The 23,682-nt window shown below is 66.7% G+C and carries 19 protein-coding genes; 2 read left to right on the forward strand and 17 right to left on the reverse strand.

Annotation, left to right across the window (positions count from 1 at the left end; all coding sequences use genetic code 11):
* Nucleotides 1-5: 5 nt before the first annotated feature.
* From rpoB to G6N36_RS14200, 13 genes are all read right to left on the reverse strand, one after another.
* Nucleotides 6-3,506, reverse strand: a complete 3,501-nt coding sequence (rpoB, locus tag G6N36_RS14140; protein ID WP_163687041.1) for a DNA-directed RNA polymerase subunit beta — start codon at nucleotides 3,504-3,506, stop codon at nucleotides 6-8.
* A 394-nt stretch (nucleotides 3,507-3,900) separates the two neighbouring features.
* Complete coding sequence (locus G6N36_RS14145; protein ID WP_163687042.1) at nucleotides 3,901-5,724, reverse strand: alpha/beta fold hydrolase; 1,824 nt, start codon at nucleotides 5,722-5,724, stop codon at nucleotides 3,901-3,903.
* Nucleotides 5,725-5,834: 110 nt separating this feature from the next.
* Nucleotides 5,835-8,039, reverse strand: a complete 2,205-nt coding sequence (locus G6N36_RS14150) for a molybdopterin-dependent oxidoreductase (protein ID WP_163687043.1) — start codon at nucleotides 8,037-8,039, stop codon at nucleotides 5,835-5,837.
* 3 nt (nucleotides 8,040-8,042) lie between these two features.
* Nucleotides 8,043-9,152, reverse strand: a complete 1,110-nt coding sequence (locus G6N36_RS14155) for an ABC transporter ATP-binding protein (protein WP_163687044.1) — start codon at nucleotides 9,150-9,152, stop codon at nucleotides 8,043-8,045.
* A gap of 286 nt (nucleotides 9,153-9,438) precedes the next feature.
* Nucleotides 9,439-9,966, reverse strand: a complete 528-nt coding sequence (locus tag G6N36_RS14160) for a DUF4333 domain-containing protein (protein WP_235690046.1) — start codon at nucleotides 9,964-9,966, stop codon at nucleotides 9,439-9,441.
* A gap of 94 nt (nucleotides 9,967-10,060) precedes the next feature.
* Entirely contained in the window at nucleotides 10,061-10,453 is a 393-nt protein-coding gene (gene rplL, locus G6N36_RS14165; protein WP_083124506.1) for a 50S ribosomal protein L7/L12, read from the reverse strand.
* A gap of 43 nt (nucleotides 10,454-10,496) precedes the next feature.
* The gene (gene rplJ, locus G6N36_RS14170) at nucleotides 10,497-11,039 is read right to left on the reverse strand and encodes a 50S ribosomal protein L10 (protein WP_163687045.1); all 543 of its coding nucleotides are present in this window, start codon (nucleotides 11,037-11,039) and stop codon (nucleotides 10,497-10,499) included.
* Nucleotides 11,040-11,356: 317 nt separating this feature from the next.
* Entirely contained in the window at nucleotides 11,357-12,226 is an 870-nt protein-coding gene (locus G6N36_RS14175; protein WP_163687046.1) for an LLM class F420-dependent oxidoreductase, read from the reverse strand.
* Nucleotides 12,227-12,345: 119 nt separating this feature from the next.
* On the reverse strand, nucleotides 12,346-13,908 hold the full coding sequence (locus tag G6N36_RS14180) for a transposase (protein WP_235690047.1): 1,563 nt from the start codon (nucleotides 13,906-13,908) through the stop codon (nucleotides 12,346-12,348).
* 99 nt (nucleotides 13,909-14,007) lie between these two features.
* Entirely contained in the window at nucleotides 14,008-14,919 is a 912-nt protein-coding gene (locus G6N36_RS14185; RefSeq protein WP_163687047.1) for an ROK family protein, read from the reverse strand.
* Nucleotides 14,919-15,464: a DUF7158 domain-containing protein gene (locus G6N36_RS14190; protein ID WP_163687048.1), complete on the reverse strand. Its 546-nt coding sequence runs from the start codon at nucleotides 15,462-15,464 to the stop codon at nucleotides 14,919-14,921. The genes G6N36_RS14185 and G6N36_RS14190 overlap by 1 nt, the downstream gene beginning before the upstream one ends.
* Nucleotides 15,461-19,642, reverse strand: coding sequence for a glycoside hydrolase family 38 N-terminal domain-containing protein (locus G6N36_RS14195; protein ID WP_163687049.1), 4,182 nt, complete (start codon nucleotides 19,640-19,642; stop codon nucleotides 15,461-15,463). The genes G6N36_RS14190 and G6N36_RS14195 overlap by 4 nt, the downstream gene beginning before the upstream one ends.
* Before the next feature lie 17 nt (nucleotides 19,643-19,659).
* Nucleotides 19,660-20,427 (reverse strand): endonuclease/exonuclease/phosphatase family protein, encoded by a 768-nt coding sequence (locus G6N36_RS14200; protein WP_163687050.1) that lies wholly within the window; start codon nucleotides 20,425-20,427, stop codon nucleotides 19,660-19,662.
* 44 nt (nucleotides 20,428-20,471) lie between these two features.
* Here G6N36_RS14200 and G6N36_RS14205 point away from each other — a divergent pair, with 44 nt between their 5' ends.
* Nucleotides 20,472-21,023, forward strand: coding sequence for a nucleotidyltransferase (locus G6N36_RS14205; RefSeq protein WP_163687051.1), 552 nt, complete (start codon nucleotides 20,472-20,474; stop codon nucleotides 21,021-21,023).
* Between the two features lie 26 nt (nucleotides 21,024-21,049).
* Entirely contained in the window at nucleotides 21,050-21,862 is an 813-nt protein-coding gene (locus tag G6N36_RS14210; protein WP_163687052.1) for a MerR family transcriptional regulator, read from the forward strand.
* Here the strand turns inward: G6N36_RS14210 and G6N36_RS14215 are convergent.
* The 4 genes from G6N36_RS14215 to G6N36_RS14230 form a co-directional block, all read right to left on the reverse strand.
* Complete coding sequence (locus G6N36_RS14215; protein WP_163687053.1) at nucleotides 21,859-22,698, reverse strand: oxidoreductase; 840 nt, start codon at nucleotides 22,696-22,698, stop codon at nucleotides 21,859-21,861. The two genes, G6N36_RS14210 and G6N36_RS14215, sit on opposite strands and share 4 nt — an antisense overlap.
* A complete protein-coding gene (locus G6N36_RS14220; RefSeq protein ID WP_163687054.1) occupies nucleotides 22,698-22,919 on the reverse strand; it encodes a nuclear transport factor 2 family protein in 222 nt (73 codons plus the stop codon). The genes G6N36_RS14215 and G6N36_RS14220 overlap by 1 nt, the downstream gene beginning before the upstream one ends.
* A gap of 78 nt (nucleotides 22,920-22,997) precedes the next feature.
* A complete protein-coding gene (locus G6N36_RS14225) occupies nucleotides 22,998-23,444 on the reverse strand; it encodes a type II toxin-antitoxin system VapC family toxin (protein ID WP_235690048.1) in 447 nt (148 codons plus the stop codon).
* On the reverse strand, nucleotides 23,404-23,649 hold the full coding sequence (locus G6N36_RS14230) for an AbrB/MazE/SpoVT family DNA-binding domain-containing protein (protein ID WP_163687055.1): 246 nt from the start codon (nucleotides 23,647-23,649) through the stop codon (nucleotides 23,404-23,406). The genes G6N36_RS14225 and G6N36_RS14230 overlap by 41 nt, the downstream gene beginning before the upstream one ends.
* Between the last annotated feature and the right edge of the window lie 33 nt (nucleotides 23,650-23,682).

Consider the following 23,682-nt stretch of genomic DNA (forward strand, 5'->3'; position numbering starts at 1 on the left):
AACACTTAGGCGAGATCTTCGACGGACGCAGATTCATTGCGCGACAGGTTGATTCCCAGGTTCGCCGCAGCGCGCTCCAGGTCCTCGTCGTCTCCGTCACGCATCTCGATCGCAGCGCCGTCACTCGACAGCACCTCGACGTTGAGGCACAGCGACTGAAGCTCCTTGAGCAGCACCTTGAACGACTCTGGGATGCCCGGCTCGGGGATGTTCTCGCCCTTGACGATCGCCTCGTAGACCTTGACGCGGCCGACGGTGTCGTCGGACTTGATCGTCAAGAGCTCCTGCAGCGTGTACGCCGCGCCGTAGGCCTGCATGGCCCAGCACTCCATCTCGCCGAACCGCTGACCACCGAACTGCGCCTTACCGCCCAGCGGCTGCTGGGTGATCATCGAGTACGGACCGGTGGAGCGGGCGTGGATCTTGTCGTCCACCAAGTGGTGCAGCTTCAGGATGTACATGTAGCCGACCGTCACCGGGTACGGGAACGGTTCACCACTGCGGCCGTCGAACAGCTCAGCCTTGCCGTCGGAGTCGACGAGCGTGGCGCCGTCGCGGTTGGGCAGCGTCGAGCTCAGCAGACCCTGCAGCTCGTCCTCCCGCGCGCCGTCGAAGACCGGTGTCGAGACAATGCTTCCCGGCTCGGCCTCCAGCATCTCCTCCGGCAGGTTGGTCGCCCAGTCCGGCGACCCGTCGATCTTCCAGCCGGCCTTGGCCACCCACCCCAGGTGGGTTTCCAGGATCTGGCCGATGTTCATCCGTCGCGGCACACCGTGCGTGTTGAGGATGATGTCGACGGGCGTGCCGTCGGGCAGGAAGGGCATGTCCTCGACGGGGAGGATCTTGCCGATGACGCCCTTGTTGCCGTGGCGTCCGGCCAGCTTGTCACCGTCGGAGATCTTGCGCTTCTGCGCGACGTAGACGCGGACCAGTTCGTTGACACCGGCGGGCAGCTCGTCGTCATCCTCGCGCGAGAACACGCGGATGCCGATGACCTTGCCGGACTCACCGTGCGGCACCTTGAGCGACGTGTCGCGGACCTCGCGAGCCTTCTCACCGAAGATCGCGCGCAGCAGTCGTTCTTCCGGGGTCAGCTCGGTCTCACCCTTCGGGGTGACCTTGCCGACCAGGATGTCGCCGTCGCGGACCTCGGCGCCGATGCGGACGATGCCGCGCTCGTCGAGATCTGCCAGCACCTCATCGGAGACGTTCGGGATGTCCCGGGTGATCTCCTCGGCGCCCAGCTTGGTGTCGCGGGCATCGATCTCGTGTTCCTCGATGTGGATCGAGGTGAGCACGTCCTCCTCAACCAGGCGGTTGGAGAGGATGATCGCGTCCTCGTAGTTGTGGCCTTCCCACGGCATGATCGCCACGAGCAGGTTCTTGCCGAGCGCCATTTCGCCGTTCTCGGTGCACGGGCCGTCGGCGATCACCTGGCCGGCTTCGACCCGGTCGCCGGCGTCGACGATCGGGCGCTGGTTGGCGCAGGTGCCGTGGTTGGAGCGGGCGAACTTGCGCATCCGGTAGGTGTGCCGGGTGCCGTCGTCGGCCATCACGGTGATGTAGTCGGCGGAGACCTCTTCGACCACGCCTGCCTTGTCCGAGACGACGACGTCACCGGCGTCGATCGCGGCACGCAGCTCCATACCCGTGCCGACCAACGGTGCCTCGCTGCGCACCAGCGGAACCGCCTGGCGCTGCATGTTGGCACCCATCAGGGCGCGGTTGGCGTCGTCGTGCTCGAGGAACGGGATCATGGCCGTCGCGACCGACACCATCTGGCGCGGTGAGACATCCATGTAGTCGACCTCGGTCGCCGACACGAACTCGACCTCGCCGCCCTTCCGGCGAACCAGGATGCGGTCCTCGACGAACCGCCCCTTGTCGTCGATGGACGAGTTGGCCTGCGCCACGACGTGGCGGTCCTCCTCGTCGGCGGTCAGGTACTCGATGTCATCGGAGACGACACCATCGTTGACCTTGCGGTACGGCGTCTCGATGAAGCCGAACGGGTTCACCCGCGCATACACCGACAGCGAGCCGATCAGACCGATGTTCGGTCCTTCCGGCGTCTCGATCGGACACATGCGGCCGTAGTGGCTCGAGTGCACGTCGCGGACCTCGAGGCCGGCGCGCTCACGGGACAGACCGCCGGGGCCCAGCGCCGACAGGCGGCGCTTGTGGGTCAGGCCGGAAAGCGGGTTGTTCTGGTCCATGAACTGGGAGAGCTGGCTGGTGCCGAAGAACTCCTTGATCGCCGCCACGACGGGACGGATGTTGATCAGGGTCTGCGGCGTGATCGCCTCGACGTCCTGAGTCGTCATCCGCTCGCGGACCACGCGCTCCATGCGGGACAGGCCCACCCGGATCTGGTTCTGGATCAGCTCGCCGACGGTACGCAGGCGACGGTTGCCGAAGTGGTCGATGTCGTCGACCTCCACGGGCACCTCGGAGCCGCCGGGCGCCGTCATCGTCTGGTCGCCTTGATGCAGGCGGACCAGGTACTCGATGGTGGCGACGACGTCCTCTTCGGTCAGCGTCGAGCTGGTGATCGGCTGGCCGACGTTGAGGCCCAGCTTCTTGTTCACCTTGTAGCGGCCGACGCGGGCAAGGTCGTAGCGCTTCTCCTTGAAGAACAGGTTCTCCAGCAGGGTCTGCGCGGACTCCTTGGTCGGCGGCTCGCCCGGGCGCAGCTTGCGGTAGATGTCCAACAGCGCCTCATCGGTGCCTGCGGTGTTGTCCTTCTCCAGCGTGCCCATCATGATCTCGGAGAAGCCGAAGCGCTCCACGATCTGCTCGTTGGTCCAGCCGAGCGCCTTCAGCAGCACGGTGACCGGCTGACGGCGCTTGCGGTCGATGCGCACACCGACGGTGTCGCGCTTGTCGACATCGAACTCGAGCCAGGCGCCACGGCCCGGGATCACCTTCACGCTGTGCAGCGTCTTCTCGGTGGACTTGTCGATGCTCTCGTCGAAGTACACACCCGGCGACCGGACGAGCTGGGACACCACGACACGCTCGGTGCCGTTGATGATGAAGGTGCCCTTCTCGGTCATCATCGGGAAGTCACCCATGAAGACCGTCTGGCTCTTGATCTCACCGGTGTTGTTGTTGATGAACTCGGCCGTGACGAACAGCGGCGCCGCGTACGTCATGTCCTTGTCTTTGCACTCGTCGACCGGCGCCTTGACTTCGTCGAAGCGCGGGTCCGAGAAGGACAGCGACATGGAGCCCGAGAAGTCCTCGATCGGCGACAGCTCGGTGAGTACCTCTTCGAGGCCACCGACGGGGTCGACGGCGTCGCCGCGAGCCTTGGCGTTTTCCTTCCAACGCTCCGAGCCGATCAGCCACTCGAAGGAATCGGTCTGTACGTCAAGTAGCCCCGGAACCTCGAGCGGTTCACGGAGCTTTGCAAAGGAAATTCGGTTTGGTGCTCCTGGTACGGAGTTGTTGGTAACTGCTGACTTGGATTGGCGAGACCCTGCCAAGATGCATCCTTCCAGCACCTCATGCGACAGTCCGGACGGCCTCAAACGGACTTGAGCGCCGCTTCCTTCGTGATCGCGATATCTGCGTCGGTTCGGCTGGCTTTCTCAAGCCCAAAGCCCCCGGACGCAGGACACACGACTAGATCACTGAGCGGACTCAGGCTAGGACATCGGCGTCATGGGCGGGTTTGGAGGGCAGGATGCAGCCAGCGCAACGTCCAACAGTACCGCAGGACGGCGTATTCCTCAACATCCGCATGCAAAAGTCACTGGGCGCTGGCTGGCGTCCTGAACCCTCACACACATTCTGCCCAACAGATTGACCCCTCGGAGCGTTTCCGTCAAGAGATAACGCGGTGTTTGGTGTGGAGTTTTACGTTGGGACTCAGTTTGCGGCGCATCGATATCGACGTCAGGCGGCCACGGATCCCGCGCAGCTGGCGGCCGTTCCGGTCGGCTCGCGCAGACAACCCGGCTGGAGAGTGAAGAGGCCAACGCCCGCCGCCATCAGCGGTTCCAGGAAGTTGAGCAGGTAGGGCCTGCGCAGCGAATTCGGCAGGTCGACGAGGGTGGCTTGCCCCGCCGGCGTGTCGATCGTGCGCGTCTCACCGCTGTCGAGGTAGATGCCTTCGGACTGATCGCCGTCGAACATGTCGTTCACCCACCCGACCATCACAATCTCGGCCGCCGCGACGTTCTGCGGCTTGGAGAAGCCGGCCACGAGTTGCTGCGAGAATTGGATAAGGAAGTTGCCGCCCCGCATCGTGTCCACGTGCGAGCCTCCGGCCAGCGTCACACCGTAGAAGGGGGCGTCGGGTCGAGCCTCGATCAGCTCGTCAGTACCGCTGCCGAACATGTTCCACACGTACTTCGGCGCGGCCAGCTGGTAGACCGGGATCTCGTCAGGAACCATCGAGAGGTCTTCGGCCATCTTGCCGCCCATACCGACGCCGTCGAGCAGCACCACGCCCGCCAGCCGACCAGCGTCTCCGTTCTCGGTCATGTAGCGGGCGATGCCCGAGACGGCGCCGCCGCCGGCTGAGTGGCCCATCAACACCACCTGCTCCCACCCGAGCTCCCCTTCATAAGGGGTCGCGCCGAGGCTGTCGGCCAGCGCTGTGTTGTCGGGATCGAACAGCTCGGCCATCGCCTGGTGCATGGGCGCCCCGCCGAGCCAGCACTGGTCGTACGCCAGGAAGTTCGACGTGATCGACGGTGCGACGACGATGCTGTTCGTCTGTTCCGCCAGCGCCGCGGCGGTGTAGCTGTACCACGGACCGGCCGCCAGGAACCCGTGCTGCAGGTAGATGATTCGGTCCGGATCGGGATTCTCCGGGATGTACCAGTCGACGGGGACTTCTTCTCCCTCGCCGGGTGCGCATCCGCAGTCGATCCGCAGCCTCGAGCTGTACACCGTCACAGTGCTGTTGGGCGGAAGAACCGGCGGGCCGCCGATCAACCGAGTGACGAACCCGTACAGACCGAAGACGATCGTGCCGATCACGTCCAGCACGATGTTCAACGGTCGTGCGGTGGCGAGGGAGTTGATCTCCGCGGCGGCAGGGGCCGAGAACGCGACCGGGGCGAACTCGGGGGCCTCCGTCTGCTTGGTCAGTTCTTCGAATTCGGTTGTCAACGGGACGAGTGCGCGTTCCTCGCCCGGCTGGGAGTTGGTGCCGAAGAGGGCGTTCCTCCCGACATCGCCGAGTTCGGAGTTCAACGAAACATCAAGATCGTCGACCAACGTCTGGTCGAGGCTCGGCGATTGTGTTTCGTCCTGACCTTCGTTCGAACGCCCGGCGTCGCCGAGATCAGGCTGCTCGATGGTGTCGACGATTTCGCCGGCGTTTCCGTCTGTGTCGGTGATGTTCTCGTCGATCAGGTCATCGCCGATCGTCTCGTCCGTGACTTCCTCGTCCTTGAGCTCGTCCTCGAGCTCGTCCGTGAGTTCGTCGTCCTTGAGCTCGTCCTTGATGTCGCCGACGTTGGGTTGATGGCCTGCGGGATCGTCGCCGGTCTTGTCCCCGTCGTCCTTCAGACCGCTGCCCGGGGTCACTCCCGTGCCCGGGTCGTTCTTGCTTCCGTCGGGATCCGCCGATTCTGAAGTCTTCGTGCCGCCGCCGTCTCCGGAGTCGCCATCCGTTGCGGTCGCGACTCCCGCCCCGGCCAGCAGCGCCGCTGAAATACCTGCGGTGACGACACCCGTGCCCAACCACACCCAGAACCGGTCGACCATGACTTCTCCTGTTCGCTGATCGCGTGAAAGATAGCGCGCATTGTCAGCGTGCACGGTCGTTTCCACGATCCCGTCAATATATAGGAGTTTGCTCCGCCGCTGGCTGTCGGCTACGAGGAGGCCCGCTCGACTCGGATCGGCACGCCGGTGAGGCGCGCCATTCCGGCCAACGCCTCGATGTCCTCGGGGTTGCTGGACATCAGCGCGTTGACGTTCGCCCCGCCGGCACGGTTGGCCAGTCGCCAACCGGCGGTGCCCTTGTGTCCCCATCCGTGCGGCACCGCCACGACCCCGGCGACGATGTCCTTGGTGACGATGACGGGCACCTCGATCTCGCCGTGCTGCGACGCGATGCGCACCACGTCGCCGTCGGCGATGTCGGCTGCCGCCGCGTCGTCGACGTGAATCCGGGCGTGCTGGATGCGTTCGCCGCGCATCAGCAGCGGCGCGTTGTGCAGCCACGAGTTCTCCGAGCGCGCCTCGCGCATTCCGATCAGCCGCATCGGATAACCCTCAGGGGCTTTGCGCCGCCCGAGCTTGGCGACCTCGGCGGCGATCTCCTCGTGCCGCAGCCTGACCCGCCTGCCGTGGTACGCGACGGTGTCCCCGAGCACGCCCTCGCGCAGGTTCGGCGCGAGCACGAAGCCGTGGGGATGTTCTGCGGTCAGCCGGGCGAACGACAATCCCCCGCGTCGCAGCCCGAACCGGTCGCCGGCCTCCCCCAGCCGGATGATGACATCGACCAGCGCGCGCGGCGTCAGTCGAACACCGAACAGCGACAACATCTTTCGAGCGCCGGCCAGCGCCGCGAACCCGGGCGTTCGGCGCCCCAGCCGCGAAGAGAGATCATCGATGATCTCCCACTCTGGGCGCGCCTGTCCGACCGGGGCGATCACGGGCTCGGTGGCCTGACGGAAAGGTGTCGGCTGCAACGTCTGGAACGGCAGCGGAAAGTCGTCGCGCTCGTACATCGACGCGGCGGGCAGCACGTAGTCACAGTGCGCAAGCGTCTCGTTGACGTACAGATCGATGCCGACCATCAGGTCCAAGGACTCCAGCGCCGCTTCCAACTCGTCGCCGTTGGGGACCGATAGCACCGGGTTGCCCGCGCTGACGAGCAACGCCTTCACCTGACCCCGTCCCGGCGTGGCAATCTCCTTCGCCATCACCCCGGCGGGCTCGGATCCGAGCACCGACGGGAACCCGCCGATGCGCGAGCGCCTGCGGGCGTAGACCGTGCGCAACAGCGCACCGCCCGCCATGCCCAGCCAGCGTTCGCCGGGCAGCCCGATGCGGCCGAACATGCTACCGCCCGCGACGTCGAGGTTGCCCGCCGCCAAGTTGACCGCATCGAGCAAATATGTTGTGAGCGTGCCGTTTTCGCCGATACTGGTGCCGACGCGTCCGTACACCGCAGCGCGCTCGGTGCGAACCAGGTCGCGGGCCAGGGTCCGCACGGTGTCCGGGTCGATGCCGGTGCGCGCCGCGGTGGCCTCCGGGCTGAACGGGCGGGCGAGCTGCTCGAGCCAGACGCCGCCGTCGGCTTGGCGGGCGAGCCGGGTCCGGTCGACGAGGTTCTCACCGAACATCACCTGCAGCAGCGACAGCAGCAGGTGGGCGTCGCCGTCGGGAACGATGCCCAGCCATTCGAACTGGGCCGCGGTTTCGGTCTTGCGTGGGTCGACGACGAGGACGCGGCCGCCGCGCTTGACGATGTCGTGCATGCGGTCCTTGATCCGCGGCACAGTGAGCACACTGCCGTGGGACACAACGGGATTGGCGCCGATCACCACGAGAAGATCGGTGCGAAGGACATCGGGCACCGGCAGCGCCAGCGGCGAGCCGTACAACAGTTGACTGGCGACGAACCGGTTGTTGACGTCCTGGCTGCCGGCGGTGAACACGTGCATTTTCGGTCCGAAGCCGAGCATGAGGCTCATCAGGCTCAGCGTGTGACTGTAGCTGAACGCGCCCGGGTTGCCGTAATACCAGCCGATGGCGCCGGATCCGTGCCTGCGATGGATGTCCGTCAGCCGGGCAGCGATGTCGGACATCGCCTCGTCCCAGCTGACGGGTTCCCATCCGCCGCTGCCCGTGCGACGCAGCGGTTCGGTGACTCGGTCGGGATCGTTGACGATCTCGGTGAACGCGACGCCCTTCTGGCACGCGAAACCCGCCGAAAGCGGATGGTCCTTATCGGGACGCAACGCGGTGAGGCGGCCATCCTCGACGGTCGCGATCATGCCGCACAGCGGCTCGCAGATCCGGCAGAACGTGGTTTTCTGAACGCCGGCCTTCAGCTCGACGTTCACCATGGACTACCTCTCGACGGTCCTGGTCTCGACCGTCGGGCTGTCGACGGTCGGGATGACCCCCGTCGGAGCGTCGTCATCATGGCGACCCCGCGTCGAGGCTTCCTGAGTCGCGAACTCATGGGCCTGGTACTTGTGGGTGCCTTCGAGGTCGTCGCGGATGGCCTCCTGCGCCGCCGGGGGCAGCGTGTGCAGGATTTCGCGGACGCGGGCCTGGCGACGGGCAACGGCCTGGCGTTCCGGCATACCCGGGGTCGCTTGGATCTGCGGCGGCACACCCTCGATCTCCTCGACACCACCGTCGTGATGGCCGGCGTCGAACATGGCCTGCTCCTCGGCCATCGTCGACTCGTCCTTCTCCTCCGACATACCGATCGGCCCGATACGGCGGCCGTTGAGGAACTGCCGCACCACCGGCTCGTCGGAGGTCAGCAGCACCTCGCGGGGACCGAACATCACCAGGTGCTTACGGAAGAGCATGCCCATGTTGTCGGGCACGGTCCGCGCGATGTTGATGTTGTGCGTCACGATCAGGATCGTGCAGTCGATCTGCGCGTTGATGTCGATCAGCAGCTGGGACAGGTACGCGGTACGAACGGGGTCCAGACCGGAGTCCGGCTCGTCGCAGAGGATGATCTGCGGATCCAGCACCAGCGAGCGGGCCAGGCCGGCACGCTTGCGCATACCACCGGAGATCTCACCGGGGAACTTGTCCTCGTCACCGCCCAGACCGACGAGGTCGAGCTTCTCCATGACGATGTTGCGGATTTCGCTTTCCTTCTTCTTGGTGTGCTCACGCAAGGGGAAAGCGGTGTTGTCGTACAGGCTCATCGAGCCGAACAGGGCGCCGTCCTGGAACATGACACCGAACAGCGTGCGGATCTCGTAGAGCTCCTTGGCCGTGCACTCGATGATGTTCGTGCCGTCGACGATGATCTTGCCGCGCTCGGGGCGCAGCAGCCCGATCAGCGACTTCAGGAACACCGACTTGCCGGTACCGGAGGGGCCCAGCAGAACGCTGACCTCGCCCGCCGGAACCTCCAGCGTGACGTCTTCCCAGATTCGCTGGGGCCCGAAGGACTTGGTGAGTCCCTCGACCTGAATTCCAATGCCCACGCGGGGATCCTTCCGCCAATGTCGCAGGCCACAGGGCTCCCGCCTGTGGCTTGAGTCACTGTAGCGCACGCCGTTACCGAGCACTGGCGATGTGTCACGTCCGATACCACCGATGCTCCGGATTGGAATTCACTTCGGCGTCGTTCTCTCGGCGTCGAAGGCCGGGAAGGCGGGGCGCAAAGCGCCCGCCGGCGCCTCGTGGGAGCGTTTGCGCAATCAGCGCCACAACCCTTCTCTCCTGGGGTCATGTGCGTGAAGAGCGATAGCTTGTCGCCAGGCTGTTCCGCTAGTCGATGATCCGCCAGTTGTCCTTTCCGACTTCGATCGCCGTCACCTCGACGGTTTTTTCGACGGAATTCCTGTCGACCGCCGTGCAGGTGAAACTGTCGCCGATTGGGACGATTTTCACACCGCTACCGCATTGCACCGTGACCGGGAATCCCATGTTCGATTCGATCTCGTCGCCCAGCAGCCGCCCAGTGCGGGCCATGTCGTAGACCACGTCCAGCGTAGTGAAGTTGACGTTGCCGTCGTCGTCGGCAACCTTGACCTCGACCCGGACCGGTTCCCCTTCGACGTCTGCGGTGCAGATGAAGGTGTCACCCTTCTCGGGGTCCGGCTGGTCTCGCGGGCATGTCACCGTCGGAGCATTCGGAGTGATCTCCGAGTAGGTGCCTTTGAGCTCGTCGGAGATGGACTTTTCCAGCTTGTCGTAATCGGGACCGCCCGCGGAAAATGAGAAGCTGCACGCGGTCAGGGACAACATCGGTACCGCGATGGCGGCAACCGCGGTACGCGACAGGGCGACAATCACGGATTCACGATAAGTGCAATTGACGCTTGCGGCAGTGGTACTACGACAAACCGCCCGGGATCGTGCTGATCCCGGGCGGTTCGTACGCTGTGAATTACTTGACGGTGACCGTCGCGCCGGCAGCCTCGAGCTTGGTCTTGGCTTCCTCGGCGGCCTCCTTGGCGACCTTCTCGAGCAGCGGCTTGGGAGCGCTGTCGACGAGGTCCTTGGCCTCCTTGAGGCCCAGGCCGGAGACGATCTCGCGGACGACCTTGATGACGCCGATCTTCTTGTCGCCGGCACCCTCGAGGATGACGTCGAATTCCGACTGCTCCTCGGCGGCCTCGGCCGGTGCACCACCGGCGGCGGGGCCGGCGGCCGCGACGGCGACCGGAGCGGCGGCGGTGACGTCGAAGGTCTCCTCGAACTTCTTGACGAACTCAGAGAGCTCGAGCAGCGTCAGTTCCTTGAACGCGTCGAGCAGGTCGTCGGTGGACAGCTTGGCCATGATGGTCCCTTTCTTACTTACCTAGGTACTGGATTGGTGTGGGTTATTCGGCGGGTGCCTCGGCGGGCGCCTCGGCGGCCTTCTTCTCTTGCAGCACCGCGAACAACCGGGCTGCCTGCGACTGCTGTGCGGTGAACAGGCCGGCGGCCTTGGACAGATTCGCCTTCATCGCGCCGGCCAGCTTGGCCAGCAGAACCTCGCGCGATTCCAGGTCGGCGATCTGTTCGACCTCGGAAACGCTCAGGGCGCGGCCATCCATGTAGCCGCCCTTGATGACGAGCGCCTTGTTGTCCTTGGCGAACTTCTTGATCGCCTTGGCGGCGTCGACGGCTTCGCCCTTGACGAACGCGATCGCGGTGGGCCCGACGAAAAGCTCGTCGAGGCCCTCGATGCCCGCCTCCGCCGCGGCACGCTTGACCAGCGTGTTCTTGGCGACTGTGTAGGTGGCGGATTCACCGAGCGAACGGCGCAGGTCTTTGAGGTTGGCAACCGTCAGCCCGCGGTACTCGGTGACGAGCGTCGCCGTCGAGTCCTTGAACTGCTCAGCGATGTCGGCAACCGCGGTGGCCTTTTCAGGCTTGGCCATGCATGCCTCCTCGTAGATGGGGACCGCGGCAGCCGAGAAAGGGATCACGTCCGGAAATGACGAACGCCCCGACGCAGACAGGTCGGGGCGTGTGCGCATACTCGCGCAAGAGCTTCAGCCTCGTCCTCCTGCGTGGGCCGCCGGGCAAAGCCGGACCTTCAACCGATTTCTCGGTGACCAACGGTCTTCGGTAGAACGCCGCCAAGAATAGCCGACAGCTCGCCGATCAGCCAAAACGGCCAACCCTTTTCCGGCGAGCGCCCGTGTCTGCACACCGACACGCCGCATTTTGCGTACATTTTGCGGTCGCTCGCCGGCTACGAGCGCGAAGGAATCACCTCGGCGATGGCCGCCAGGGTGGCCAGGTGGTCGTCGACGGTCGCCAGGCCGTGGCCCATCGTGCTGACGGCCACGTGGGTCGCGCCGGCATCGCCCCAGGCGGCCAGTTCGGCAGCCACCGCGCCCGGCTCGATCGAACTCCTCACCTGGCCCTGCAGCCCCAGCGCAGCGGGATCGCGTCCCGCGGCGACTGCCGCGTCCCGAACCGCCGCGCGGGCCTCGTCGAGCTGTCGCCCCGGACCCGTCATCGGGAACCACCCGTCGGACAGGCGTCCGATCCGGTCGTAGCCCTTCGCCGACGCGGCGCCGATCCATACGGGGATCGGCCGCTGCACCGGAAGCGGTGACAGGCCGGCGCCGGTGACCGTGTCGAATCTGCCCTCGAACGTGACGCTGCGCTCGGTCCACAGCCGTCGCATGAGTTCGATCTGCTCCTCCGAGCGCGCACCGCGGACGGTGAAGTCCTCACCCAGTGCGTCGTATTCGACGGCGTTCCAGCCGATTCCGACGCCGAGCCGGAACCGGCCCTGAGACAGCAGGTCGACTTCGGCGGCCTGCTTGGCGACCAGCGCGGTCTGGCGCTGCGGGAGAATGATGACGCCGGTGACGAATTCGAGAGTCGTGGTGGCCGCCGCGAGGTATCCGAACATCACGAACGGCTCGTGGAATGTGGTGTCGACGTCGTAGTACCCGCTCCACCCTTTGTGCACGGCCGGGTCGGCCCCTACGACGTGGTCGTATGCGAGCAGATGGTCGTACCCCAGCGCTTCGACTCCCTGCCCGAACGCGCGCACCGCACCGACGTCGCCGCCCAGCTCGGTCTGGGGGAACACCACTCCGACACGCATACCCATATGACACCACCCCGGTGAGTTCGGTGCGCTGGCAGTCGGTCAGTGGCTGTTGCGAAATGCCGATGGCTGACGATGGCCGGCACTGGTGATAGTGGGTGGCGCCGTCCGGGGGGTTACCCGGCCGTGGCTGCGTACAAGCGGGTGAGGTTGAGCGCTGCGGCGGCCAGGTGGAGTTCGGCGGTGACAGCTGCCAGTCCGCGGCGGGCGTAGCGGCGTAGGCCGATGCGGTCTTTGAGATGTCCGATGACCGGTTCTACGGTCGCTGATCGGCGTTTGTATCGTCGTGCCTGAGCAGGATCTTTGAGCGTGTGGCGCATCGCGTCTGCGGGTGAGAGGTTCGGCGGTGGGGGTCCCTGGGTGGGGTGGTGTTTGGCGTCGTGGTGGACGTCTTTCCCGGTGCCGGGTGCGATGAGCCGGTCGGGGCCGGGGCTGGTGAGGTTGTCTTCGGTGAAGTAGCCGTTGTCGGCCAGGACCAGTCCGATCGTCTTGTCCAATGCCTCGGTGTGGGTTATCGCCGCAGCCAAAGCCGGTGTCCAACAATGCAGATCGTTGGCATCTTGAGATACGTGCACTCCGATGATGAGGTGGTCATCGGAGCACACGATCTGGCTGTTGTAGCCCTGCACCGATCCGCTGCCTGAGCCTTGGACCATCAACCGGGCCTGCGGGTCGGTCAGATTGACCACCGGTCCGCCCTTGGGGCCGCGGCGGGTCTGAAAATAGGCACGTTGACGCGCCGCTGAACCACGCCGATCGACCAATCCCGTTGCCTGACGCCGTTGGGCGTCGGCCAGCCGCGCCTCGGCCTTGCGTATCAGCTTGCGAATGTCGCCGCGCTGCTGGGCTTCTCGAGTCCCACGCACCCCGATCAGCGGGGCCAGCCGCTGCTGTTGACGGGCCAGCCGGGCCCGCCACAACCGGACCTCGTCGACGCCGGCCGGCGGCGGTCCGGCCACGACTTCGCCGGCCTCGACACGCTGCAGATACTTCTCTTGACGCTCGGCGTCGGCGGCGTCGGCCTCCTCATGGCGGGCGTCCTGTTCGGCGATCTCGGCCATCGCCTTCTTGATCGCCGCGGCCCGTCCAGCCCGAGTCGTCAACTCCGGTGCCGGTGTGGCCGGCGGCCCACCGACCGCGGCTTCAGCGGCGTCCTCGGCGGCGTCGGCGGCGGCGGCCTCACCGACCGCGGTCTCGGCGATCCGACGGGCCTGCTCACGCACCCATTTCTGAGAGCGGTTGGCCGACATCGACGCGTTGGCCGCGATCTTGGTGCCATCAATGGCGATCGATTCGACCCGCACCATCCCGGCCTGCGAACACATCCGCAGCACCTGAGCGAACACGTCGATCACGGCGTCGTCGTGGTCGGCGCGGAACCGGGCAATCGTGGTGTGATCCGGCGGATCTTGAGCACACAGCACCCGGTAGGCGACGTGATCGGCACACAATCGTTCGATGCGCCGCGAGGACCGCTGCCCCGAGGCATAGGCGTAGATCAGCAAGGCCAACAACATGTCCGGGTCATAGCCGGCGCGGCCGACGCCACCGGTGCGCCGATGCTGGTGAAACGCCGAGGTGTCCAACTGCTCGATCGAGTCGAGGATGAACCACACCAAATGATCATCGGCCAGCCAGTCGGCCATATTCGGCGGCAACAAGAACTGCTGATCACGCACTACCGGACGATACGAACGAGCCACACCTCAATCGTTTCGTGCCGACCTCAAAACACCAAACACCTCAACCGGCATTTCGCAACAGCCACTCAGCGATCGTTAGCGCGCCGAAATCACCAGTGCCGCGGCGCCGACCAGCCCGGCGTCGCCGCCGAGTTCGGCGGGCACCACACGTAGATCGCGGATGAACTCCAGCCCCGCGTAGGTGTCGAGGGCCACGCGCAAGGGGTCGAACAGCAGTGGGCCGGCTTTGGCGACGCCACCGCCGACGACGACGAGGTCGAGGTCGCAGACCGCGCCGACGGACGCGATCATCGCGGCGACGGCAGTCGCACCCCGGGTGAACGCGCGCAACGCCACGGCATCCCCCGCGGCCGCGGCGTCGGCCAGTTCCTTGGCGTCGGCATCGGCGGGCGCATTCCACCCCTGCTCTCTGGCCCACTGCGCCATCCGTGGGCCGCCGGCGATCGTCTCGACGCACCCGCGACCGCCGCACGTGCACGGCCGACCTTCGGGGTCGACGACGACATGGCCGACGTGTCCGGCGTTGCCGGTGCGACCGTCGTAGGGCACGCCGTCGAGTACCAACCCGCCGCCGACCCCGGTGGACACCACCATGCCGAGCAAGAACTCGACGCCGCGGCCCGCGCCGCGCCAGCGTTCCCCCATCGCCATGCACAGCCCGTCGCCACCCAGTCGCACGGGCGCGTCGACCATCGCCGCCACCCGGTCGACGATCGGAAAGTGTTGCCACTCGGTGATGTTGATCGGGCTGACAGTGCCGGCGGGCACATCGATCGGGCCGGCGGATGCGATGCCGACACCACGCACCGCGCCGCCAGCCGTCGACAGTGCCTCGGCGACAAGCGATTCCACCACCGCCCAGATCGCCTCGGGATCGCCGTCGGGCGTCGGGCGCTTCGCATGGTGGACCAGAGTGCCGTCGTCGTCGACCAGACCGGCGGCGATCTTCGTGCCGCCGATGTCGATTGCCAGTGTCGGTTGGGCCATCAGTGCCGGTGGGTGTTGTCGGGCTGGCGGGGATCGCCGGGATGTTCGTAGCCCGGCGCCAACTCGACGAGTTCACCGCACCGGGCATCCAGCCACAGCCGGAACGCGCGACGCCGAGCCGCCGCGCGCAGGTGTTCGGCGACGTGTGCGGTGTCGGGAAAACGTGCCGGGTTCCGCGCTTCGTATGCCGCGACGGCCTCGCCGGTCACGTCGACGGATTCGGTCACGCTCACGAACAGCGCGCGCGCCAGCGGGTCGCCGAGGACAGACGCCGCCACGCTGCCGATCTCGAGTCGCGCGGTCATGTCCGGCAGCAGATCGTCCTCGGTCGGCGCACCGCCGGCGCCGAGCCCCCGAGCGTCGGCCTCGGCGGCCACCACGCGTTCGGTCACGAGAAGCTGTGTCAGCCAACGTCTCAGCTGCCGTCCCTCGCTGGTGCCGGGCCGCGGCAGCGACGATGCCGTACGCGACGAACGCAGCTGCGCCTCGCGTGCGTCCACGTCATGCACCGGCACGGGCACCCCACCGACGATCGCGGCGGTCATCGGACCCTCACCTGCACCGCGGGCGTGTACAGCAGCTGACCGGCAGACGCGACCCGGATCAGCGCCCACCATTCGCCGGGTTCCACCCACACCGGTGGCGTCACGTCGAAGCTGAGTTCGACCGTGCCACGGGCCGCCACTTCGACCCCCGTCGCGCCGGGGCCGATCCACCCCCACGTTCCCCACGGGCTGATCAGGTGCGCTTCGACGGCGAGGTCTGCATACGAGTCGGTGGCGACGCCGACGGTCAGCGTGGCGCGTTCGCCGGCCTTGATGTCGACGGGCTGCGGGTCGGCCACGATCCGCAGCAGTCGGTCCTCGGTTGGTGCGGCCACGGATACAACGCAGACGTCCTCGACCATCTGGCGCCACGACGGCGGCATCGATACGTGGTTGCCGGTGAGTGCGAGTTCCGCCCTGATCGGATACAGCCCGGGTGGCACGGCGGGCGGCGCGCTCACGACCACATCGGTCGCGAGGTGCTCACCCGGCGGCAGCATGAACGGCAGCAGGTGTGGATCGGTCGTCCAGCCGTCCGGGCACAGCAGCCGCACGTGGCCGTGCAGCACCGTGTCGCTGCAGTCGCTGGCGATCGTAAGTCGCAGCTGCCCATCGGAATTCGGCTCGACAGCGATGTGCTGCGGGTGCAGGTGCGCGACGGCGGGCAGGCCGCCGAGCGGCGCGGGCCCACGGTTGTGCAGCCAGTACCGTGCGTACAGCGGTTGCGCGGCCTCGGCGTCGGGCCCCAGCACCGTGTGGTCTGCGTCCAGGACCTTCGGCAGGTTCAGCCGGGTCAGGATGGTGGCGATCTCGAATCCGTGCAGGGCGAGTTCCTCCGAAGAGAGCTGCTGGACCCTGGGCTGTTCGAGAAGGTCGACGCGGGCGGACGCCGAGACTCGGCGCAGGCCCGAACGCACTTCGACCTGGGTTGCGGCACCGGAGGTTTCGACCAGACGCACCGCGACTCCGTCGGCGGGATGGACCTGCCCGCCGCTGCCCGCTGCCACCGGGTTGCCCGCCGCCTTCAATGCTCCGAGCTGCACGATGCCCGCGGGTTCGATCTCCAACAGCGAGCCCCACGACGGCAAACCGCCTGCGGCGCTGGTGCTCTCGGTTACCACCAGCGGTGGACGGGAGAACTCCGCGCTGCGGGCCGGGATCGCGGCGTCGCGCCAGTCACCGTCGCCGGAGACCACCGCGTACTCGAACGTGTGCGTCCAGTGCTGGAGCTGGAAGTTGGACCCGTCGGGTGCGGTGCGCCGCGGCGGGTCGATCCAGGTTCCCGACGGCCAACCGGAACACGAGCGCATCAGCGACGTGTGCAGTGTGCCGTCCGAATCGACGGCGAATCCGGGCATTCCGCGGTTGAGCACCGCGACGGTACGCGCCTCGAACGGTTGCAGGCCGGCGGGCGCGTTCTGGTCGACGGCGATCTCGAAGTCGGCGAGGTCCTCGACGACCGACTCCACGGCGACCTCGAGTTCCGACCCGGCGACGACGAGCACCGGCAGCGCCCGCACCGGACGCAGATCCGCGCCCGGCACCCAGTGGTCGGCAAGCGGCGCGGTGGCGGGCACCCATACTCTGGCCCGGCCGTTCGCCTGCAACTGGCGCTCCAGCTCTTCGCGGTAGACCGCGTCGGCATCGGCCAAAACCGCTGCAGTGAAGGCATTCTCGTCGGGTCCGCCGAGCGCGATGCGGGCATCCGGCAGGTTGGAGTCCACGCCGAGGTCGCCGTAGCGCGGGCGGTCGGCGCCGCTGCATGTCGCGGTGACACCGGCGCGTGCGAGCGCGACCATCAACGGGCGGGCCAGCGATGAGGACGCCGACTCCGTCGGGCACACGACCTCGGCCACCGATATCGCGCGCACACCGTCACCGACCCGGATCCGCACGGCGGACGACAGGCCGAACCAGCCGTACGCCGGGTTGTCCAGAGTCCACGGATGTACAGCGGCGTCGACGGCCGATTCCTCGCCCCTGTCGTGCAGCAGGCCGAACCCGCGCCCGATGACCGCATCTCCGACCTCGCTGACCGGCAGCGCGCCCGGCACCGGACAGGGCCAGCGCAGCCGCAGCAGGCGGTCTTCGCCGGTGAAGTCGTCGACGGTGGTGCTGCACTCGACCCGCGCGACATCGCGCCACAACGTCACTGTCTGCTTGTAGCGCAGCAGGTCTCCGATGCGGCCGGTGACGATCAGCCGCTCACCGAGAGGGCCGCGGTATGCCTGGACCTCGGCTCGGCCCGCCGACGAGCAGACGACGGGTCCCTTCGGCAACAGATGCCATGGGCCTTCGCCGGCCTCCGGATGCGCGGGGTATTCGTCGTAGACGGCCAGTTCGTTGCCGACCTTCCCGTCGGCGATCAACTCGCGGCCGGAGGCGGCCTCGACCAGCGAGATCACCCCACCGCCGCGGTCGGGATCGACGCGAAGGCGATAGTGGCCGTTGCTGATCTCGTTGCCGTCCAACGGATTCCATTCATCGGAGGCCGATCCCGGTGTCACCCGGTAGGACTGCCAGCCTAGCGACGGCACGTCGCGCGCGAGCCAACGGACGACCCGTCCCCCGTGTTCGACGTGGACGGGCAGCTCGCCGCCGTCGGAGTCGAGCACCTGAACACCGGGACCGACGGGCTCGTCGAACCGGGCCGTCACGATGTCACTGCGTTTGTGCGCCAGCGCGTTCCAGACGACCACGCTTCCGTCAACGGCGCGGGACAGCAGGGCCAGCGCATTGTCGCGGATCGTCGTACCGAGGTCCCACGCGTCGCGCCACCCCGTCAGCAGGTCGAGATAGACCTGGTCGGATTCCGAGCCGGTGATCGCATCGTGGTGGGCGCCGTAGACGAGCTGCACCCACGCCTTGGCCAGGGTTGCGTCCGGGTACGTCGCACCGCCGAGCAGACCGGCGAACACCGCGAACTTCTCGGCGTCGAGCACCGCCTCCTCGGTCGCCCGGTTGGCCTGTTTGGTGTCGATGTAGGAGACATGGCAGCCGGTGTAGATCGGGTTCATGTCGCGCGTCTGCGGTGACGCGTCGACCCCGCGCTCCGTGAGCTCGTCGCGCACCGCGGCGAAGAACTCGTTGGGCAACGCGCACATGAACTTCGGCCACGTGTAGCGCGCATTCCAGTCCCGGTGGATCTCGGTGACCCACTTGTTCGGCGGCGTGTAGTCGGTGCCGACGGGCAGCAGCACGTTGCGCGTGAGCGCCACCTTCTTCAGACCCGTGAACAGCTCGTACGTTGCGGCCTCAGCCTCGTCGAGCGTCGCCGCCGAATCCATCCACCACCCCGCGGCGTAGTGCGCGGGCATGTAGTGGGTGAGCAGTCCGCGCCCCGACGGAGCGATCCACTCGAACTCGCTGTTGAACTGCATGCGCTCGGGGTCGCCGCCGCCTGCCATCGGACCCCACTGGTGATGCGGCCCGCGAGCCCACGAACTGGAGGTCAGCCCCGCGTCGGCGGCCATGCCCGGAAACTGGGGGTCGTGTCCGAACGCGTCGAGCTGCCACGCGGTGGCCGGGTCGGCGCCGAGGATGTCGCGCTGAAAACCGATGCCGTGCACGAAGTTCCGGATGGTCGTCTCGGGACTGGTCAGATTCGTGTTGGGTTCGTTGTAGGTGCCGCCCATGATCTCGACCCGGCCGTCCGCGATGAACCTGCGCAGGTCGGCACGCTCCTCGGGGTGGGTGTCCCAGAACGGCTTGAGGTAGTCGACCTCGGCGAGCACGAATTTGTATTCGGGTTCGCGGCGTGCCATCTCGAGATGTGCTCGTACGAGGTCGAAACCGTTGGTCTGCCGGCAGCGCCCGGGCGGGTCTTCGGTCCACACGCTGGTATAGGCCGCCTGGGTGTTCCACCACACCGGGTCGTAGTGGAAGTGGCTGATCATGTGCATCGTCCAGCCGGGCTCGGCGACGGTGAACACGAACCCGGTGATGCTGTCCCCGGCGATCACCCGCGCGTCGCGCTGCTCGCCGATGGTCGGATTGGTCACCACGACGGGAACCTCGCTGATGCCTTCGCCGGGACCGGCCTGCGCGCGTCCGGTCAAACCGTCGCCTTCGATGCGTACGTTCCCGCCGCCATCGCTGTAGGCGACCCGCACCAGTTGCTGCGGCGCATGCGACGGCCCTGTGAAGAGCTCCGTCGACTCCGCGGAGATCACGTGCACCCCAAAACCCTACGGCGTCAGTGCCTCGATATGTCGATGACGAGCGCACGGTGATCCGAGATTGACAGCCTTGGCGCAACGCAGCGCTCGACGCGCAGCCCGTCGTCGTCGGTCAGGATGTGGTCGAGTTGTGTTTCGGGCGCGTCGGCCGGGAACGTCGGTGCTTCGCCGAGCGCGCGCAGCTGGCTCAACCGCGCGACTTTCGCCGGCACCATGTTCAGATCGCCCATCAGCACGTGTGGGCCCGGGAAGCCGTGCAGGTCGCGCATGAGTAGGCGCAGCTGCCGTCGATTCCAGCCGGGGACGAACGACAGATGGGTGTTAGCGACGGTGAGCGGGCCGACGGGGGTGTCGAGCCGGGCGAGGACCGCCGCCCTGGGCTCCTCTTTGACCACCTGAACGCGGTTGGGTCCCCGCAGGTACATCGGGAACTTCATCGGGATCCGCGGCAACCGAACCACTTGCCAGGCGTCGGCGGGATAGCGCGACAGCAGCGCGATGCCGTAGGCGGCGGTGCCGGGCTGCTCGCGACCCGTCGCGGCCATCCACGTTGCGCCGGGCGTACCCGCGATCGCGGCGACGAAGCGATGGCTCGTCGCCTCCATGGCCATGGCGGCGACGGCCGTCAGATCGGCCATTCCGGAACGGGGCTGGTCGAGGTCGACCTCCTGGAGGGCGAGGATGTCGGGATCGATTTCCCGGATCGCGTCGACGAGCCGATCGCGGTGCACCAGCCCATCGTGAACGCTGCGGCCGTGCAGGATGTTGAAGGTGGCCATCCGCATGGGTACTCCATACCCGAAATGGTCCCCTGCCGATCAGGAGAGACGTGCCCGCACGAAATGACGACCTGCGCGACGCACTGAAACGTGCCGCATCGGCCCTGCGCGCCCAGGGCCCCGATTTCGCGCTGGCAGGCAGCTATGCGCTGTGGGTGTTCGGCGGTCCCGAACCCGTGCACGACGTGGACTTCGTCGTCGCCGAGCTGGACACCGAGAAGGCGGCCGCGACGCTGAAGGACGCCGGTTTCAACATCGAGCGAACGCCTGAGGACTGGCTGTTCAAGGCGTGCGTCGGCGACGATTTCGTCATCGACGTGCTGCACCGTCTCAACGGTGTGCCGGTCGAGCCGCGAGCGATCGAGGATGCGGAGGAGCACGACGTGTTGGCGGTCAGGATGCGGGTGCTCGCGCCGACCAACGTCCTCACCGAGAAACTCAACGCCCTGAACGAGCACAATTGCGATTTCGCGGCGCTGATACCTGGCGTGCGCGCGGTCCGCGAACAGCTCGACTGGGACCGTCTGCGCATCGCGACGAAGGACAACGACTTCGCATCGGCCTTCCTGTTTCTTGCCGATCGCCTCGAACTCACGTCTTGACGGTGGCCCAGGCTAAGTTCACTCACATGCGCTCCGGCCTGACCATCGGGGACTTCGCCACGTTGACGCGCTTGTCCGTGCGGACGTTGCGGCGCTACCACGCGGCCGGACTCCTGGAGCCGGACACCGTCGACCCGTCGACCGGCTACCGGTATTACACGCCCGAGCAGATCCCGACCGCGCAGGTGATCTACCAGCTTCGGCAGCTCGACGTGCCCCTGGCCGAGGTCGAGTCCATCCTTTCCGCAGGCGATCCGCAGCAGCGCGCCGAGGTGATCGCGGCTCATCTGCGCCGCCTCGAAGCCGAGCTGGACCGCACCCAGGCGGCCGTGGTGTCGCTGCGCCGGTTGCTGCGCCCCGATGCCGACGAATTCGATGTCGAGCTGAAATCTGCCCCGGCGCGCACCGTCGTTGCCATCAACGGTCATGTGCAGCTTGATGATTCGTTGGAATGGTACGACGCCGCGATGGCCGAATTGGATGCGGAGTTTTCGTCCGCGGAGCGGACGGGACCGCCCGGCGGGTATTACGCCAACGAACTGTTCACCGACGGCGCCGGAGAGATGACCGTGTACCGGCCGGTTCGAGCACCCCGTCCATCCGGCCGGATCGGGGTCGTCGAGCTGCCCGCCGCCGAACTCGCTGTCACGGTTCATCCGGGTCCACACGACGACATCAATGTCACCTACGGTCGCCTCGGGACCTGGGTGGTCACGCACGCGCTGGCGGTGGACGGCCCCATTCACGAGGTCTACACGGTGGCGCCACGTGACACTGCGGACCCGGCACAGTGGCGTACCGAGATCGGGTGGCCGGTATTTCGTCTCGCCCAGAGCTAGCGGGGGAAATCGGCTCCGCGCGAGAGTGTTTCGCTCGACCGGATGTCGGCCAGATTCTGCTCCAGCGCGGCCACCACACCGTCGAACGCTTCGCTGCCGAGCACCAGCCGCCGGGGCGGCTCGTCCTGGGCCATCGCGGCGATCACCGCACGTGCTCCCCGCATCGGGTCGCCGGGCTGCGCGCCGTCCTGGTCGATGAACTCTTGGCGTACCTGCTCCAACATGGGCCGGTACTCGGCGATGGTTTCGGTGATCGGTTCGTCGACGAAGCCGGCATAGGCCCGCGTGCGAAACCCCCCGGGCTCGACGGCCATCACGTTAATGCCCTGCGGCGCAACCTCTTCTCGAAGCACTTCGGTGACAGCTTCGACGGCGAATTTGGTGGCGCTGTAGTAGCCGAACCCGATCGCCCCAAGCAGGCCCGCCACCGACGATATGTTGACGATCCACCCGCTGCCGCGGGCACGCATACCCGGCAGCACCGCTCGGATGACCGAAAGCATGCCGAAGAGGTTCAGGTCGAACATCGCCCGCACTGCGGCCTCGTCCATACCCTCGATTGATCCGTACCAGCCGCGGCCGGCGTTGTTGACCAGCACGTCGATGCCGCCGAAGTGTGACTCGGCCGCGCGCACTGCCTCCCGGACCTGCCCGGCGTCGGTCACGTCGAGGGGCACGACGAATGCGCGTTCGGTGTACTTCTCGGTCCACGAACGCAATTCGTCAGGCCGACGTGCGGTGAGCACGACGTTGTCGCCGATCTCGAGCGCAGCTTCGGCGAAGGCCATGCCGAACCCGCCCGGGGTGCCGCCGGTGATGAACCATGTCTTCGACATCAGGGCTCGATCACCAGTCGGCTGATCAGTGCACGGTCCGTGGTGAACCGGATTTCGTCGATGCCGCGGTAGGTCTGGCCCTCGTCGGTCACGACCGCGTCAGCGGTGAAGGTGCTGATGGCCGTGGTCACGTCCCGCGCCTCGTGCGCGGTCAGGTAGGTGGTGATGGTCGCAGATAACTCGTCCCACGACGTCGGTGTCTGTTGCTTGTCGGTTGTCATGCCTCCACGGTGGGGTCTCCCGCGGGGAGAGAGTCAAGCCGGCCGAGGCTTCGTCAACCGGCGATCAGACAATGCCCGTCAGTCCAGGAACCGGTACTCGACGTCGAGTGAGCGATAAGTGCGCTCAGCCCTACGGTCACGGGTGAGTAGTGCCCGGTGATTCGTGGCGGCGGCGTGTCCAACGAGGGCGTCGTAGACCGATCCCCCGACGATGTCGAGCCGTGCAAGCCGCTCGCGCAGGTCGCGCGTCCCGATGGTGTCGAGCCAACACTCGTCCGGAAACGCCATGGCCAATACCGATTCCGCTTGGCCAGCGCTCAGGCGCAGTGGCACGGGTAATCGGGTCAGCACCGAATACGTCTCGAACACAGCATGCCCTGCGAGCGCGGGACGCAGCTCAACTAGGGCGCGACGACAAACTAGATGCGCTTCGTGGTTCGGATCGAGTGCGGCGATGGCGACGCTGGTGTCGCAGGCCCAACGATCAGCGTTGGATGTCATCGCGAAGTCGGCGGATCTCGTCATCAGTCAGCACGACGCCCTCGACGCTGCCGAGTATCGGCAGCCCGTCGCTGGTAGCGATCGCGCGTTGATGCCGACGGACGGGCTCGATCCGCAGACCGGACCCGTCTGGAATGAGTTCGAGCTCTGTGTCCGGTGTGATTCCCAGCGCAACGCGCAGAGCTTTCGGAATCACCACCCGCCCCACTCGGTCCACTGTCACACGCATGGCACCAAATTACCACCGAATTGGGACTTTCTG

The organism is Mycolicibacterium gadium, assembly GCF_010728925.1.
Taxonomy (GTDB): Bacteria; Actinomycetota; Actinomycetes; order Mycobacteriales; family Mycobacteriaceae; genus Mycobacterium; species Mycobacterium gadium.